We start from the raw sequence: 12,644 nt of genomic DNA on the forward strand, positions 1-12,644 counted from the left end.
GCATGGCCACCCTGGTCGCCGGCGTCGACAGCTCCACCCAGGCCTGCAAGGTCGTCGTCCGGGAGGCGGACACCGGCCGGCTGGTGCGCGAGGGCCGGGCAGCCCACCCGCCGGGCACCGAGGTCGCCCCCGCCGCCTGGGAGCAGGCCCTGCGGCAGGCGCTGGCCGCGGCCGGCGGGCTGGACGACGTCGCCGCCGTCGCGGTCGGCGGGCAGCAGCACGGCATGGTCTGCCTGGACGACGACGGCGCGGTCGTCCGGCCGGCGCTGCTGTGGAACGACACCCGGTCGGCGGCCGCGGCGGCCGAGCTGGTCGCCGAGCTCGGCGGCGGGCAGGAGTGGGCGGACGCCGTGGGCAGCGTGCCCGTCGCCTCGTTCACCGTGACCAAGCTGCGCTGGCTGGCCACCCACGAGCCGGACGCCGCGGCCCGCACCGCGGCGGTGTGCCTGCCGCACGACTGGCTGACCTGGCGGCTGGCGGGCGGGCTCGGCACCGACGGCCGGCCCGGGCTGGACGCGCTGGTCACCGACCGGGGGGACGCCAGCGGCACCGGCTACTGGTCACCGGCGCAGGGCGCCTACCGCAGCGACCTGCTGGAGCGGGCACTCGGGCACGGCGCCGTCCTGCCGCGGGTGCTGGGGCCGGCCGAGCAGGCCGGGCAGACCCCGGACGGGGTGCTCCTGGGCCCGGGCACCGGTGACAACGCGGCCGCCGCGCTGGGCCTGTCGGCCGAGGTGGGCGACGTGGTGGTGTCGGTCGGGACATCGGGCGTGGTGTCGATGGTGGCGACGACACCGTCGGCCGACCCCACCGGCACCGTGGCCGGGTTCGCCGACGCGACCGGCCACTTCCTGCCGCTGGTGTGCACGCTGAACGCCGCACAGGTGCTGGACGCGACCGCGCGGCTGCTCGGGGTGGACCACGACGGGCTGTCCCGGCTGGCGCTGGAGGCGCCGGCCGGGGCCGGCGGCCTGGTCGTGGTGCCCTACCTGGAGGGCGAGCGCACGCCCGACCGGCCGGACGCCACCGGCGCGGTGCACGGGCTGACCCAGGCGACCGCCACCCCGGCACACCTGGCCCGGGCGACCGTCGAGGGCCTGCTCTGCGGGCTCGCCGACGGGCTGGACGCGATCGCGGCCGGGGGTACGCCGGTGCGCCGGGTGCTGCTGGTGGGTGGCGGGGCCCGGTCGGCGGCGGTGCGGGAGATCGCCGCCACGGTGCTCGGCGTCCCGGTGCTGGCCCCGCCGCCGGCGGAGACCGTCGCCGACGGTGCCGCCCGCCAGGCCGCCTGGGTGCTCGCCGGCGGTGACGCCCCGCCGCCGTGGCCGGCGTCCGGCGTCGAGGTGCACGAGGCCGACCCGGTGCCGGCGGTGCGCCGCCGCTACGCCGAGGTGCGCGAGCTGACCGCGTCCCGGGTGGCGCCGGCGGCCACCTGAGCGCTCACCGGCGCTCGTGCGGCTCCACCAGGTGCACGCGCACCGCCCGGAACTGCCCGGGCGTGGCGAGCAGCACCACCTTGGTCGGCTCGCCGACGTCCAGGAACGGCTCCCGGCGCAGCGGTGCAGCGCCGGTCAGCGCGCGGTCGCCGAGCACGGTGTCGACCAGCAGCCGGTCACCGCCGGCGAACAGCGCGGCCAGCCCGTCGAGGTGCGGGCCGAGCACCCGGGCCGCGGTCTCCACCGCGTGCTCGACGACGGCGTCGGTCTGGTGCCCGCGGCGGCGCGCGTAGCGCTGCTGGGACCAGCCGCCGGCCGCGGTGCGGCCCTGCACCTGGCGCGCGTCCACCTTGGAGACGACGAGGTCGGCGCCGTCGAAGACGCCCACCGCCCAGCGTCCGCGACGCACCAGCAGCACCCCGGCCCGCCGCGGTGCCCGGGCGGCGACGGTGAACGCGGTGAGCGGGGAGGCGGCGCCCGGCTCCCAGCCGAACGGCGCCCGCAGCTCCAGCGTCGTGCTGTCCGCGCAGGTGACCCGCAGCAGCTCGCCCTCGACGGTGACGTCGAAGGCACCGTGCCGGTCGGCCACGCCGTCCAGCCAGGCGCCGAGGCGCTCGGGTGCCACGTCGACCAGCCGGCCGCCACCGGCGGCGGGGCGGGCTCGGCTCACCGCCCGAGCATGCCAGGCGCGCTCGACCCGGGGGCCTGCCCACGCAGCTCCGGTCCGGCGCGGGGCCGGGCGCTCAGGAGCCGCGCGGCTCGCTGCCCGGCGTGTGCGGCAGGCCGGCGTCCACCCAGGCCCAGAACCCGCCGACGACGTCGGTGGCCCGGTGCAGGCCGAGCGAGCGCAGCGCGTCGGCGGCCAGGCTGGAGGTGTAACCCTCCGAGCACAACACCAGCACGTCGACGTCGTACCCCGTGGCCTCGGGCAGCCGGTGCGCGCTGGCCGGGTCGAAGCGCCACTCCAGCACGTTGCGCTCGACCACGAGCGCGCCGGGCACCTCGCCCTCCTGGGCCCGCTGGGCAGCGGGGCGGATGTCCACGAGCACCGCGCCCTCGGCGACCCGGGCGGCGGCCTGCGGGGCGGTGACCCGGACGATCCGGGAGCGGGCCTGGGCCAGCAGGTCGTCGATCGACAGGGCGCCGCTGGGGCGCTGCGCCAGCGAGGTCACCAGTCCACCCCGGCCCGCTCGGTGCCGGTGCGGGTGAGGCCGTGGGCGTCGATGCGGTAGGTGTTCATCAGGGTCAGCCGGGGCGCGTACACGTGCACGCTGACAGCGGGCTCGTGCAGGGTGTTGACCACCTGGTGCACGTAGTGGGCACCGAAGTACCGGACCCGGCCGGCCTCCAGGTCCGCAGTGCTCTGCCGCGGGGCACCGCCCGGCCGGCCGGCGGCCACCACCCGCTCGGTGAGCGTGCCGCGGGCCACGGCGAACGCGCCGGCCGACGAGCCGTGGTCGTGCAGCGGGGTGCCCTGGCCGGGCAGCCAGGTGAGCAGCCAGACCTGGGCCTCGGCCAGCTCGGCGTGCAGGGACGGGTCCAGCGAGGCGGCCAGGACGTCGGTGTCGAACTGGTGCGTCCAGCGACTCTCCTCCCGAAACTCCAGGAGGTCGGTCCAGAGGTCGGGGCGCACCCCGATGGCCACGGCCAGCGCGGCGGCGGAGCTGGGCCGGGTGGCCGGGTGGGTGGCGGGGTGGGCGTGCGCGTCGCGCAGCGCGGTGGACAGGTGCGTGCTCATGGGGGGGTCCTCGGCGGCTCGGGTCCCGCGGCGGCAGGCGCGGCGCAGGGGTGGGGCGGGTGACGGACGGATGGCCCCGGAGGGCGTCAGTGACCCGGACAGAGCGCGCTGGCCACCCGCACGAGGTCCACGGCGGACCGGCGGTGCAGGCGGAGCGAGGACGTCACCCGACGATCAGACCAGACGGAGGTGCTCCCGTCAAACACGATCGACGTGGTAGGAATTGCGTGTCGCCCGGAGCGGGCCCCGTCCTCAGTGCGCCAGGACGGCGGTCTCGGTCCGGTCCGGCGGGGCGACGAGCAGGTGCCGGCAGACCACCACCACGAGGGCCGCGACGGCGGCGGCGACGGTGGCGACCAGGAACGCGGCGTTGGCGCCCACGGTGTCCACGATCTTGCCGGCCAGCGAGGCCCCCAGCGCCACCCCGATCGCGAGCGCGGTGCCGATCCAGGTGAACGCCTCCGTCACCGCCGAGCGCGGCACCAGCACCTCGGCCAGCGTGAAGGCGTTGATCAGCGACGGCGAGACGGCGATGCCGGCGAGCACCACGAACGGCACCATCAGCCACATGTCGGTGACCACCAGCAGCGGCAGCGACAGCACCGTGAGCACCACCAGTGCGCCGATCTGCCGGTGCCGCAACGACGTCCGCCAGTGCACCGCGCCCCAGCCGATGCCGCTGAACATCGAGCCGGCGGCCAGGGCGGCGATCAGCACCCCGGCGAGCGAGCGCTGGCCCGCCTCGTCGGCGAAGGCGACCAGGGCGATCTCCAGGGTGCCCAGCACCGCGCCCACCGCGGCGCCGACGACGAACAGCACCCGCAGCCCCGGCGTCCGGATGGCCGAGGGGCCCTGGCGGCTGGCGTGCCCGCCCGGCGGCGGCTCGGTGCGCCGCTGGGCGCAGAACAGCAGCGTGCCGACGACGGCGAGGGTGAACGCCGTGACCACCCCGGAGGTGGTGTGCCCGGTGGTGGACAGGAACGTGACCAGCACCGGACCGACGATGAACACGAACTCGTCGATCACCGACTCCATGGCCAGCGCGGTCGGCAGGCGCGGCGAGCCGCGCAGCAGATGGGTCCAGCGCACCCGGATCATCGAGGACACCGGCGGCAGGCAGGCCCCCGCGACGGCGGCACTGAGGAACATCAGCACCCGCCAGTCGGCCTTGACCGACGTCACGAAGACCGCCCCGGCGAGGACGAACAGGGCCAGCACCGGCAGCAGCACCCGCCGCTGGCCGTGCGAGTCGGCGAACCGGCCGATCACCGGGCCGGACGCGGCCGTGGCCAGCGCGCCGGCCGCCGCGACACCGCCACCGAGGGCGTAGGAGCCGGTGTAGTCCTGCACCAGCAGCACGCTGCCCAGGCCGATCATCGACAGCGGCAGCCGCCCGATGAACGCCGACAGCGCCATGGCCCGGGCGTGCGGCGTCCGCAGCACGTGCAGGTACGGGTTGGGCACGGGTGGGGAGCCTCCGACGCCGGGAGTGTGTGCCCGCCAACGCTAGACCGGCAGCGGGCCCGCTGCCCGGCAGACCCCGCGACGGGCCGCCCGACACGCGGACACGCCACCGGCCCGCCTCCCCGGAGGGGGAGACGGGCCGGTGCGGCGCTGCTCGTCAGCCGTCGAGGCGGCTCTTCAGGATCTCCAGCTCGTCCCACATGGTGCCGGGGAGCTTGTCGCCGAACTTCTCGAACCACTCGGTGATCTGCGGGATCTCCTGGCGCCACTCGTCCTTGTCCACCGCGAGGGCGGACTCGACCTGCTCGACGGTCATGCCCAGGCCCGACACGTCGAGCGAGCCGGGGGTGGGCACGTGACCGACCGGGGTCTCGACGGCGGCCGCGGTGCCCTCCAGGCGCTCGACGACCCACTTGAGCACCCGGCTGTTCTCCCCGAAGCCCGGCCAGAGGAAGCCGCCGTCGGCGTCCCGACGGAACCAGTTGACGTAGAAGATCTTCGGCAGCTTGGCGGCGTCGGCGCCCTTGCCGGTCTCGACCCAGTGGCTGACGTAGTCGCCGGCGTTGTAGCCGATGAACGGCAGCATCGCGAACGGGTCGCGGCGGATGACGCCGACCGCGCCGGTGGCCGCCGCCGTCGTCTCCGAGGACAGCGTGGCGCCCATGAAGACCCCGTGGTTCCAGTCCCGCGCCTCGCTGACCAACGGGATCGTGGTCTTGCGGCGCCCGCCGAAGAGGATCGCCGAGATCGGCACGCCCTTCGGGTCGTCCCACTCCGGGGCGAGGATCGGACACTGCGTGATCGGGGTGCAGAAGCGGCTGTTCGGGTGGCTGGAGGGCTCCGCGGAGTCCGGCGTCCAGTCGCGGCCCTTCCAGTCGGTCAGGTGCGCCGGGGCGTCGTCGGTCATGCCCTCCCACCAGACGTCGCCGTCGTCGGTGAGGGCGACGTTGGTGAAGACCGAGTTGCCCGCCTCGATGGTGCGCATGGCGTTGGGGTTGGTGTCCCACCCGGTGCCGGGCGCGACGCCGAAGAGGCCGAACTCGGGGTTCAGGGCGTAGAGCCGGCCGTCCTCGCCGAAGCGCATCCAGGCGATGTCGTCCCCGAGGGTCTCGACCTTCCAGCCGGGGATGGTGGGCTCGAGCATCGCCAGGTTGGTCTTGCCGCAGGCGCTGGGGAAGGCGGCGGCGATGTAGTGGGTCTTCTGCTGCGGGCTGGTGAGCTTGAGGATCAGCATGTGCTCGGCGAGCCAGCCCTCGTCGCGGGCCATCACCGAGGCGATGCGCAGCGAGTAGCACTTCTTGCCCAGCAGGGCGTTGCCGCCGTAGCCCGAGCCGTAGGACCAGATCGTCCGCTCCTCGGGGAACTGGACGATGTACTTGGTGGTGCTGCACGGCCAGGCCACGTCCTGCTGACCCTCGTCCAGCGGGGCACCCAGGGAGTGCAGCGCGGGCACGAACGGCCGGTCGGTGCCCATGGCCTCCAGGGCCGCGGTGCCCACCCGGGCCATGACCCGCATCGAGACGACGACGTACTCGGAGTCGGTGAGCTCCACGCCGAACATCGGCGACTCGGCCTCGATCGGGCCCATGCAGAACGGGATGACGTACATCGTGCGGCCGCGCATGCACCCCCGGTACAGCTCGGTCATCAGCGACTTCATCTCCGCCGGGTCCATCCAGTTGTTGGTGGGACCGGCGTCGGCCTCGTCGACCGAGCAGATGAAGGTGCGGTCCTCCACGCGGGCGACGTCACTGGGGTCGGACTGCGCCAGGAAGGAGTTCGGCTTCGCCGCCAGCCGGGTGAAGGTGCCCGCCGCGACCAGCTGCTCGGTCAGCCGCGTCCACTCCTCGTCCGACCCGTCCACCCACACGACGCGGTCGGGCGTGGTCAGCTCCGCCACCTCCTGCACCCAGGACAGCAGCTTCGCGTGGGTGGTCGGGGCGTTGTCGAGACCGGGGGTGGTCACGGACGTCATGACGTCTCCTGACTGTGGGTGCACTGGTGCGGCTCTCACACCTGCGGTGGTGCTGGAACGGGTGCTCGGCGACCAGCTGGGCCGGTGTCCGATGATCAGACGAGGCTACCGACGCCCTGTCGACTGGGGAACAGTCCAGCATGTGTCGTATATGACGTCTACCGGACCATCCGTGCGGGTGCAGGACCCGTCCTGTTGCGGTACGGACCGGTCCAGCCCCCGGTCGCGCCGGTTGGGACGGGCAGCGAACGGGCACGGCACCGGCATGACCGTCACCGATCCCGACGTCCCGAACCCGCTCGAGGACCCCCGCACGCTCCAGGCCGACCCCGGCGCCGTGGCCGAGGGCGAGGACCTCGCCTCCGCGGCGGACGACGACGTCGCCAGCGGGGAGCAGGAGCTCGCCGAGGAGGCCCAGGGCGCCGAGGAGCTGCCGACGTCGGCCACCGAGCAGGACGAGGCCGGCGGCGGCGACGTCACCGGTGGCGCCGCGGACGGCCTGCCCGGCAGCTGACCCGGCCCGCCCTCAGGTGGCGCCGGCCGCCTGGGGGCGGGCGAACTGCGTCCGGTGGAGCTCCGCGTAGCGGCCGCCGGCGGCCAGCAGCTCGTCGTGCGTGCCCCGCTGGACCACCCGGCCGCCCTCCAGCACCAGGATCTGGTCGGCGCTGCGCACGGTCGACAGCCGGTGCGCGATGACGATCGCCGTGCGGCCCTCCAGTGCCTCGGCCAGCGCCTCCTGGACGGCGGCCTCCGACGTCGAGTCCAGGTGCGCCGTCGCCTCGTCGAGCACCACCACCCGGGGGCGGGCCAGCAGCACCCGGGCGATGGTGAGCCGCTGCCGTTCCCCGCCGGAGAGCCGGTACCCGCGCTCGCCCACCACGGTGTCCAGCCCGTCGGGCAGCGCCGCCACCACGTCGTCGATCCGGGCCCGGCGCAGCGCGTCCCACAGCTCGGTGTCGCTCGCCGCCGGCTGGGCGAGCAGCAGGTTGGCCCGCACCGACTCGTGGAACAGGTGGCCGTCCTGGGTCACCAGCCCGATCGTGCGGCGGACCGTCGCCGACGACAGCTCCCGGACGTCGACCCCGCCCAGCCGCACCGCACCGGCGTCCACGTCGTAGAGCCGGGGCAGCAGCTGGGCGATGGTGGACTTGCCCGCACCGGAGGAACCCACGATGGCCACCAGCCGGCCCGGCTCCGCCCGGAGGGAGACGTCGTGCAGCACCTCGACGCCGCCCCGGGTGTCCAGCTGCGCGACCTCCTCCAGCGAGGCCAGGGACACCCGGTCGGCCGCGGGGTAGCCGAAGCGCACGCCGTCCAGCTCCACGGCGACCGGCCCGTCGGGCAGCCTGCGCGGCTCGGCCGGCTCCTGCACCAGCGGCACCAGGTCCAGCACCTCGAACACCCGCTCGAAGCTGACCAGCGCGCTCATCACGTCGACCCGTGCGCTGGCCAGCGCCGTGAGCGGGGCGTACAGCCGGGTGAGCAGCAGGGCCATCGCCACCACCGACCCCGGGTCCAGGCTGCCGGACAGGGCGTACCAGCCGCCGAGGGCGTAGACCACGGCCAGGGCGAGGGCGGACACCAGGGTGAGGGCGGTGACGAACACCGACTGCAGCATCGCCGTGCGCACCCCGATGGACCGCACCCGCGCGGCCCGCTCGGCGAACTCGGCCGACTCGTCCTCCGGGCGGCCGAACAGCTTGATCAGCGTGGCGCCGGGTGCGGAGAACCGCTCGGTCATCCGGGTGGCCATCACCGAGTCGTGGGTGGCGGCCTCCCGGGTCAGCTGGGCCAGCCGGGCACCCATCCGGCGGGCCGGGACGACGAACACCGGCAGCAGCACCAGCGTGAGCAACGTGACCTGCCAGGAGATGCGGAGCAGCACCGCCAGGGTGAGCAGCAGCGTGACCAGGTTGCCCAGCACGCCGGACAGGGTGTCGCTGAACGCCCGCTGCGCGCCGATGACGTCGTTGTTGAGCCGGCTGACCAGCGCGCCGGTGCGCGTGCGGGTGAAGAAGGCCACCGGCATCCGCTGGACGTGGTCGAACACCGCGGTGCGCAGGTCGAGGATCAGGCCCTCCCCGATCGTGGCCGACAGCCAGCGGGTCACCAGTCCGGTGCCGGCCTCCAGCACCGCGATGACGGCGATCAGCCCGGTCAGGGCGAACACCACCGACGCGTCGTCCCCGCCGACGATGGCGTCGACCACCCGCCCGGCCAGCACCGGCGTCGCCACGGCCAACACGGCCATCACCACGGTGAGCAGCAGGAACGCCACCAGGTGACCCCGGTGCGGCCGGGCGAAGGCGAGCACCCGCCGGGCCACCGCGCGGGAGAACGGGCGCCGGTCCTGCTCGGCGTGCATCGCGTTGTACATCGCCGTCCAGGCGGTGACCTCCATGCTCATGGGCACAGGATGGGACCTGCAGTGCACTCGAGGTCAACGACCCGCGCCGGCGTGCGCCGGCGGTCGGCGCGGGCGTCACCTCCGACCTGGTCCCCGTGCACCACCACCCGCTGGAGGCCGGGCACGACGGCCAGCACGTCCCGGACGCCGGCCTGGACGACGTCGCCTCGTCCTCCGCGAGGTGATGGAGCAGGACTCGCCGCGGGCCCAGCGCTGCCACGACCTGCTGCGCCGCCTGGCCGGCACCGAGGCGGGCGGCCCGGCCACCAGCTGACCCCGGCCGTCGCCACGGGCGTGCCCGTCCCGCCGGGCGACCCCGGTGGGTGCCCAGCCGTGCGCGGGCGCCCACCGGGGACGACCATGACGGGGTGATCCGCACCTCGCTGACCCGTTGGTTCGACCTGCACGCCCCGGTGCTCGGCGCACCCATGGCCGGGGTCGCCGGCGGTGAGCTGGCCCGGGCGGTGTCGCTGGGCGGCGGGCTCGGGATGATCGGGGTCGGCCAGGCGACGACGCCGCAGTGGATCGCCGAGCAGGCCCGCGTCCCGGACGAGGCGGAGGTGTCCTTCGGGATCGGGCTGATGGCGTGGGTCCTCGCCGACCGCCCCGAGCTGCTGGCGGCGGCGATCGCGGCGTCCCCGGTGCTGGTGTCGGTGTCCTTCGGCGACCCGGAGCCGTTCGTCGGCCCGCTGCACGACGCCGGCATCGCCGTCGCCGCGCAGGTGAACACGCTGGCCGACGTCGAGCGGGCGACCGCGGCCGGGGTGGACGTGCTCGTCGCCCAGGGCACCGAGGCCGGCGGGCACACCGGCCGGCGGGCGACCCTGCCGCTGCTGCAGGAGGTGCTGGCCGCGACCGACCGGCCGGTGGTCGCCGCGGGCGGTGTCGCCACCGGCGCCGGGATGGCCGGGGTGCTGGTCGCCGGCGCCGCCGGCGTGTGGGTGGGCACCCCGCTGCTGAGCTGCCCCGAGGCGATGAACACCCCCGCCGCGCGCGAGCGGGTGCGCGCCGCGCGGGGCGAGGACACGGTGCTGACCCGCGCCTTCGACATCGCCCAGGGCGTCCCCTGGCCCGAGCGGTGGGCCGGTCGGGCGCTGACCAACGAGTTCACCCGCGCCTGGGCCGGCCGGGAGGACGCGCTGCGCGGGGACACCGCGGCCCAGGAGCAGGTGCGCGCGGCCCGGCGGTCCGGCGACGTCGAGCACGCACCGCTCTACGCCGGCGAGGCCGTCGGGCTGGTCACCGCCGAGGAGTCGGCCACCGACGTCGTCCGCCGGCTGTCCGCGGACGCGGAGGCGGTCCTGCGCCGGGTGCCCCGGCTGCTGTCCGCGGGCGACTGAGCCGGCCCGGCCCGACCGAGCCCGTCCGTGGCCGACCGAGCGCCGTCCGGCCGGGGCTGGACGACCGGGTCAGACGGCGCACGTGCCGTCGGTGCAGCCCTCGGCGGCCGGGACGGTGGCCAGCGGGTGGCTGGCCGCCCAGGCCTGGGTGAGCAGCTGGAGCAGGACGTCGGCCGGTTGCGCGCCCGAGGCACCGTAGGCGCGGTCGACCACGAAGAACGGCACCCCGGTCGCGCCCAGCGCACGGGCGGTGGCGACGTCCTCGTGGACGGCGTCCAGGTACCGGCCGTCGGTCAGCGCGGCCCGCGCCTCGTCGGCGTCCAGGCCGATCTCCGTGCCGAGTGCGACCAGGGAGTCGGTGTCGAAGACCGAGCGGCCCTCCTCGAAGTACGCGGAGAACAGCCGCTCCTCGGCCTCGGCGCCGAGACCGCGGTCGGCGGCCAGGTGCAGCAGCTGGTGGGCCAGCAGCGTGTTGCCGCTGACCCCGTGGGCGAGGTCGTAGCGCAGACCCTCGGCGGCGGCGGTCTCCTCGACGTGCCGCAGGGCGCCGGTCATCTCCTCGACGGTGCGGCCGTACTTCGCGGCCAGCGCCGGCAGGGTGGGGTGCGTCTCGCCCGGCACCGCGGCCGGGTCCAGCTGGAACGACCGCCACGTCACCTCGACGTCGGCCGCGTGCGGGAACCGGGCCAGCGCGGCCTCCAGCCGGCGCTTGCCGATGAAGCACCACGGGCACACCACGTCCGACCACACCTCGATCTGCACGTGGGGGCCAACCGGCGGGGCGGCTCGGTGATTCCGCCGGTCGGGACACGGAGCTCGTGCCCTGAGCCGCACCCGGCGCGCCGGGGGACGTGAGCCGCCCCCCGGCGGCACTGCCGACGGGTCAGCGCACGCCGACGAGGTCGACGACGAACACCAGCGTGGCGCCGGGCTTGATGACGCCACCGGCGCCGCGGTCGCCGTAGGCCTTGTGCGCCGGGATGGTGAGCCGGCGGCGGCCGCCGACCCGCATCCCGGCGATGCCCTCGTCCCAGCCGGCGATGACCATGCCGACGCCCAGCTGGAACTCCAGCGGGTCGCCGCGGTCCCAGGAGGCGTCGAACTGCTCGCCGCCCTCGTGGGTCACGCCGACGTAGTGCGCGCGGACGAGCTGGCCGGCGGTCGCCTCGGGGCCGTCCCCGACGACCAGGTCCTCGATGACCAGGTCGTCCGGGGCCGGACCCGACGGCGGGTCGACCTCGGGGCGGGTCAGGGGTGCAGACACGGTCGTCCTCCTCAGGTCCCCGCCGGGGTCCCCCGGCGGTCGTCCCCCATCCAATCAGCGACGCGCGGACCCGGCTCACCGCCGCCGGGCCCACACCCGACCCGGGGCGCGCGCAGGGCCGGCTGCGCGCGGAGTGCCTCCGGGGTCGACCCGGCCCGACCCGCGGCACGCGAGCCCGCACCGCTCAGCCGGCCGGCTGAGCGCTGAGCACCTCCGGGGTCAGCCCGGCCTGTTCCACGGCGCGCGAGATCGCCCGCGCGGCGGCCCGCACGCCCGGCGTCACGGACCGCACCGCGGCCGCCGAGCTGCCCCGCACGACGACGGACAGCGCGGCGACCACCTCACCCCGCGCCAGCACGGGCGCGGCGACAGAGACCGCGTCCACGGTCACCTGCCGGTCGCTGACCGCGCAGCCGGCCCGGCGCACCTCCGCCAGCACAGCGCGCAGCCGGCGCGGGTCGACGACGGTGTGCTCGGTGAACCGGTGCAGCGGCGCCGCCAGCACCCGCTCCTGCACCTCGGCCGGGGCGTGCGCGAGCAGCACCAGGCCCACGGCGGTCGCCGACAGCGCGAACCGGCCACCGACCTGGGTGAGCACCGGCACGGCGTCCCGGGCGGCGAAGCGCTCGATGAACAGCACCTCGGTGTCCTGGCGCACCGCCAGCTGCACGTTCTCGTGCGTCACCTCGTACAGGTCCTCCATGAACGGCAGCGCCGCCTCGCGCAGGCCCAGGCCGCGCGGGGCGAGCGCGCCGAGCTCCCACACCCGCAGGCCCACCCGGTAGCGGCCGTCCGCCGATCGCTCCAGACCGCCCCAGGCGCACAGCTCGGCGACCAGCCGGTGCGCCGTGGACAGCGGGACGCCGGTGGCCCGGGCCAGCTCGGACAGCGTGAGCGCCGGGCGCTCCCGGGTGAACGCGTCCAGCACCGCGAGCAGCTTGCCCCCCGCGCTGCGCCCGCCCGGCGGCGGGCCCGGGTCCCGCCGGCTCATGCGGGCAGTGCACCACGGGTGGGCCGGCT

General features: G+C 75.8%; 12 protein-coding genes. 3 read left to right on the plus strand and 9 right to left on the minus strand.

The genetic code is table 11. The annotated features are described in order from the left end of the window. The first annotated feature begins 2 nt into the window (after positions 1 to 2). Positions 3 to 1,436 (plus strand): xylulokinase, encoded by a 1,434-nt coding sequence (gene xylB, locus G1H19_RS03770; RefSeq protein ID WP_152730288.1) that lies wholly within the window; start codon positions 3 to 5, stop codon positions 1,434 to 1,436. 4 nt (positions 1,437 to 1,440) lie between these two features. On the opposite strand, the gene G1H19_RS03775 is transcribed toward xylB, so the two are convergent. The 5 genes from G1H19_RS03775 to G1H19_RS03795 form a co-directional block, all read right to left on the minus strand. Beyond that, a complete protein-coding gene (locus G1H19_RS03775) occupies positions 1,441 to 2,106 on the minus strand; it encodes an acVLRF1 family peptidyl-tRNA hydrolase (protein WP_235928228.1) in 666 nt (221 codons plus the stop codon). A gap of 73 nt (positions 2,107 to 2,179) precedes the next feature. Then, positions 2,180 to 2,608 carry a rhodanese-like domain-containing protein gene (locus tag G1H19_RS03780; RefSeq protein ID WP_235928227.1) on the minus strand — a complete coding sequence of 143 codons (429 nt, stop codon included), beginning with the start codon at positions 2,606 to 2,608 and terminating at the stop codon, positions 2,180 to 2,182. Then, entirely contained in the window at positions 2,605 to 3,174 is a 570-nt protein-coding gene (locus tag G1H19_RS03785) for a cysteine dioxygenase (protein WP_152730290.1), read from the minus strand. The genes G1H19_RS03780 and G1H19_RS03785 overlap by 4 nt, the downstream gene beginning before the upstream one ends. Before the next feature lie 252 nt (positions 3,175 to 3,426). Continuing rightward, a complete protein-coding gene (locus G1H19_RS03790; protein ID WP_162393306.1) occupies positions 3,427 to 4,638 on the minus strand; it encodes an MFS transporter in 1,212 nt (403 codons plus the stop codon). A gap of 157 nt (positions 4,639 to 4,795) precedes the next feature. After that, positions 4,796 to 6,613, minus strand: a complete 1,818-nt coding sequence (locus G1H19_RS03795) for a phosphoenolpyruvate carboxykinase (GTP) (protein ID WP_152730291.1) — start codon at positions 6,611 to 6,613, stop codon at positions 4,796 to 4,798. Positions 6,614 to 6,878: 265 nt separating this feature from the next. On the opposite strand from G1H19_RS03795, the gene G1H19_RS03800 reads away from it, so the two are divergent. Further along, positions 6,879 to 7,127 (plus strand): hypothetical protein, encoded by a 249-nt coding sequence (locus G1H19_RS03800; RefSeq protein ID WP_152730292.1) that lies wholly within the window; start codon positions 6,879 to 6,881, stop codon positions 7,125 to 7,127. 12 nt (positions 7,128 to 7,139) lie between these two features. Here the strand turns inward: G1H19_RS03800 and G1H19_RS03805 are convergent, their stop codons facing one another. Further along, positions 7,140 to 9,020 carry an ABC transporter ATP-binding protein gene (locus G1H19_RS03805; RefSeq protein WP_152730293.1) on the minus strand — a complete coding sequence of 627 codons (1,881 nt, stop codon included), beginning with the start codon at positions 9,018 to 9,020 and terminating at the stop codon, positions 7,140 to 7,142. 368 nt (positions 9,021 to 9,388) lie between these two features. Here G1H19_RS03805 and G1H19_RS03815 point away from each other — a divergent pair, with 368 nt between their 5' ends. Next, complete coding sequence (locus G1H19_RS03815) at positions 9,389 to 10,360, plus strand: NAD(P)H-dependent flavin oxidoreductase (RefSeq protein WP_162393305.1); 972 nt, start codon at positions 9,389 to 9,391, stop codon at positions 10,358 to 10,360. A gap of 69 nt (positions 10,361 to 10,429) precedes the next feature. Here the strand turns inward: G1H19_RS03815 and G1H19_RS03820 are convergent, their stop codons facing one another. The 3 genes from G1H19_RS03820 to G1H19_RS03830 all read right to left on the minus strand — a co-directional run bounded on the left by G1H19_RS03820 (position 10,430) and on the right by G1H19_RS03830 (position 12,615). Further along, entirely contained in the window at positions 10,430 to 11,122 is a 693-nt protein-coding gene (locus G1H19_RS03820; RefSeq protein WP_162393304.1) for a DsbA family oxidoreductase, read from the minus strand. A 121-nt stretch (positions 11,123 to 11,243) separates the two neighbouring features. Next, positions 11,244 to 11,624 (minus strand): FKBP-type peptidyl-prolyl cis-trans isomerase, encoded by a 381-nt coding sequence (locus tag G1H19_RS03825; protein WP_322099371.1) that lies wholly within the window; start codon positions 11,622 to 11,624, stop codon positions 11,244 to 11,246. A gap of 184 nt (positions 11,625 to 11,808) precedes the next feature. Beyond that, positions 11,809 to 12,615, minus strand: a complete 807-nt coding sequence (locus tag G1H19_RS03830) for an IclR family transcriptional regulator (RefSeq protein ID WP_152730294.1) — start codon at positions 12,613 to 12,615, stop codon at positions 11,809 to 11,811. Positions 12,616 to 12,644: the final 29 nt, after the last annotated feature.

The organism is Goekera deserti (assembly GCF_010685995.1).
Lineage (GTDB): Bacteria > Actinomycetota > Actinomycetes > Mycobacteriales > Geodermatophilaceae > Goekera > Goekera deserti.

Coding starts and splice junctions, on each gene's coding strand:
- G1H19_RS03830 (WP_152730294.1), bottom strand. CDS start 12,615: ATGAGCCGGCGGGACCCGGGCCCGCCGCCGGGCGGGCGCAGCGCGGGG.
- G1H19_RS03800 (WP_152730292.1), top strand. CDS start 6,879: ATGACCGTCACCGATCCCGACGTCCCGAACCCGCTCGAGGACCCCCGC.
- G1H19_RS03795 (WP_152730291.1), bottom strand. CDS start 6,613: ATGACGTCCGTGACCACCCCCGGTCTCGACAACGCCCCGACCACCCAC.
- xylB (WP_152730288.1), top strand. CDS start 3: ATGGCCACCCTGGTCGCCGGCGTCGACAGCTCCACCCAGGCCTGCAAG.
- G1H19_RS03805 (WP_152730293.1), bottom strand. CDS start 9,020: ATGAGCATGGAGGTCACCGCCTGGACGGCGATGTACAACGCGATGCAC.
- G1H19_RS03785 (WP_152730290.1), bottom strand. CDS start 3,174: ATGAGCACGCACCTGTCCACCGCGCTGCGCGACGCGCACGCCCACCCC.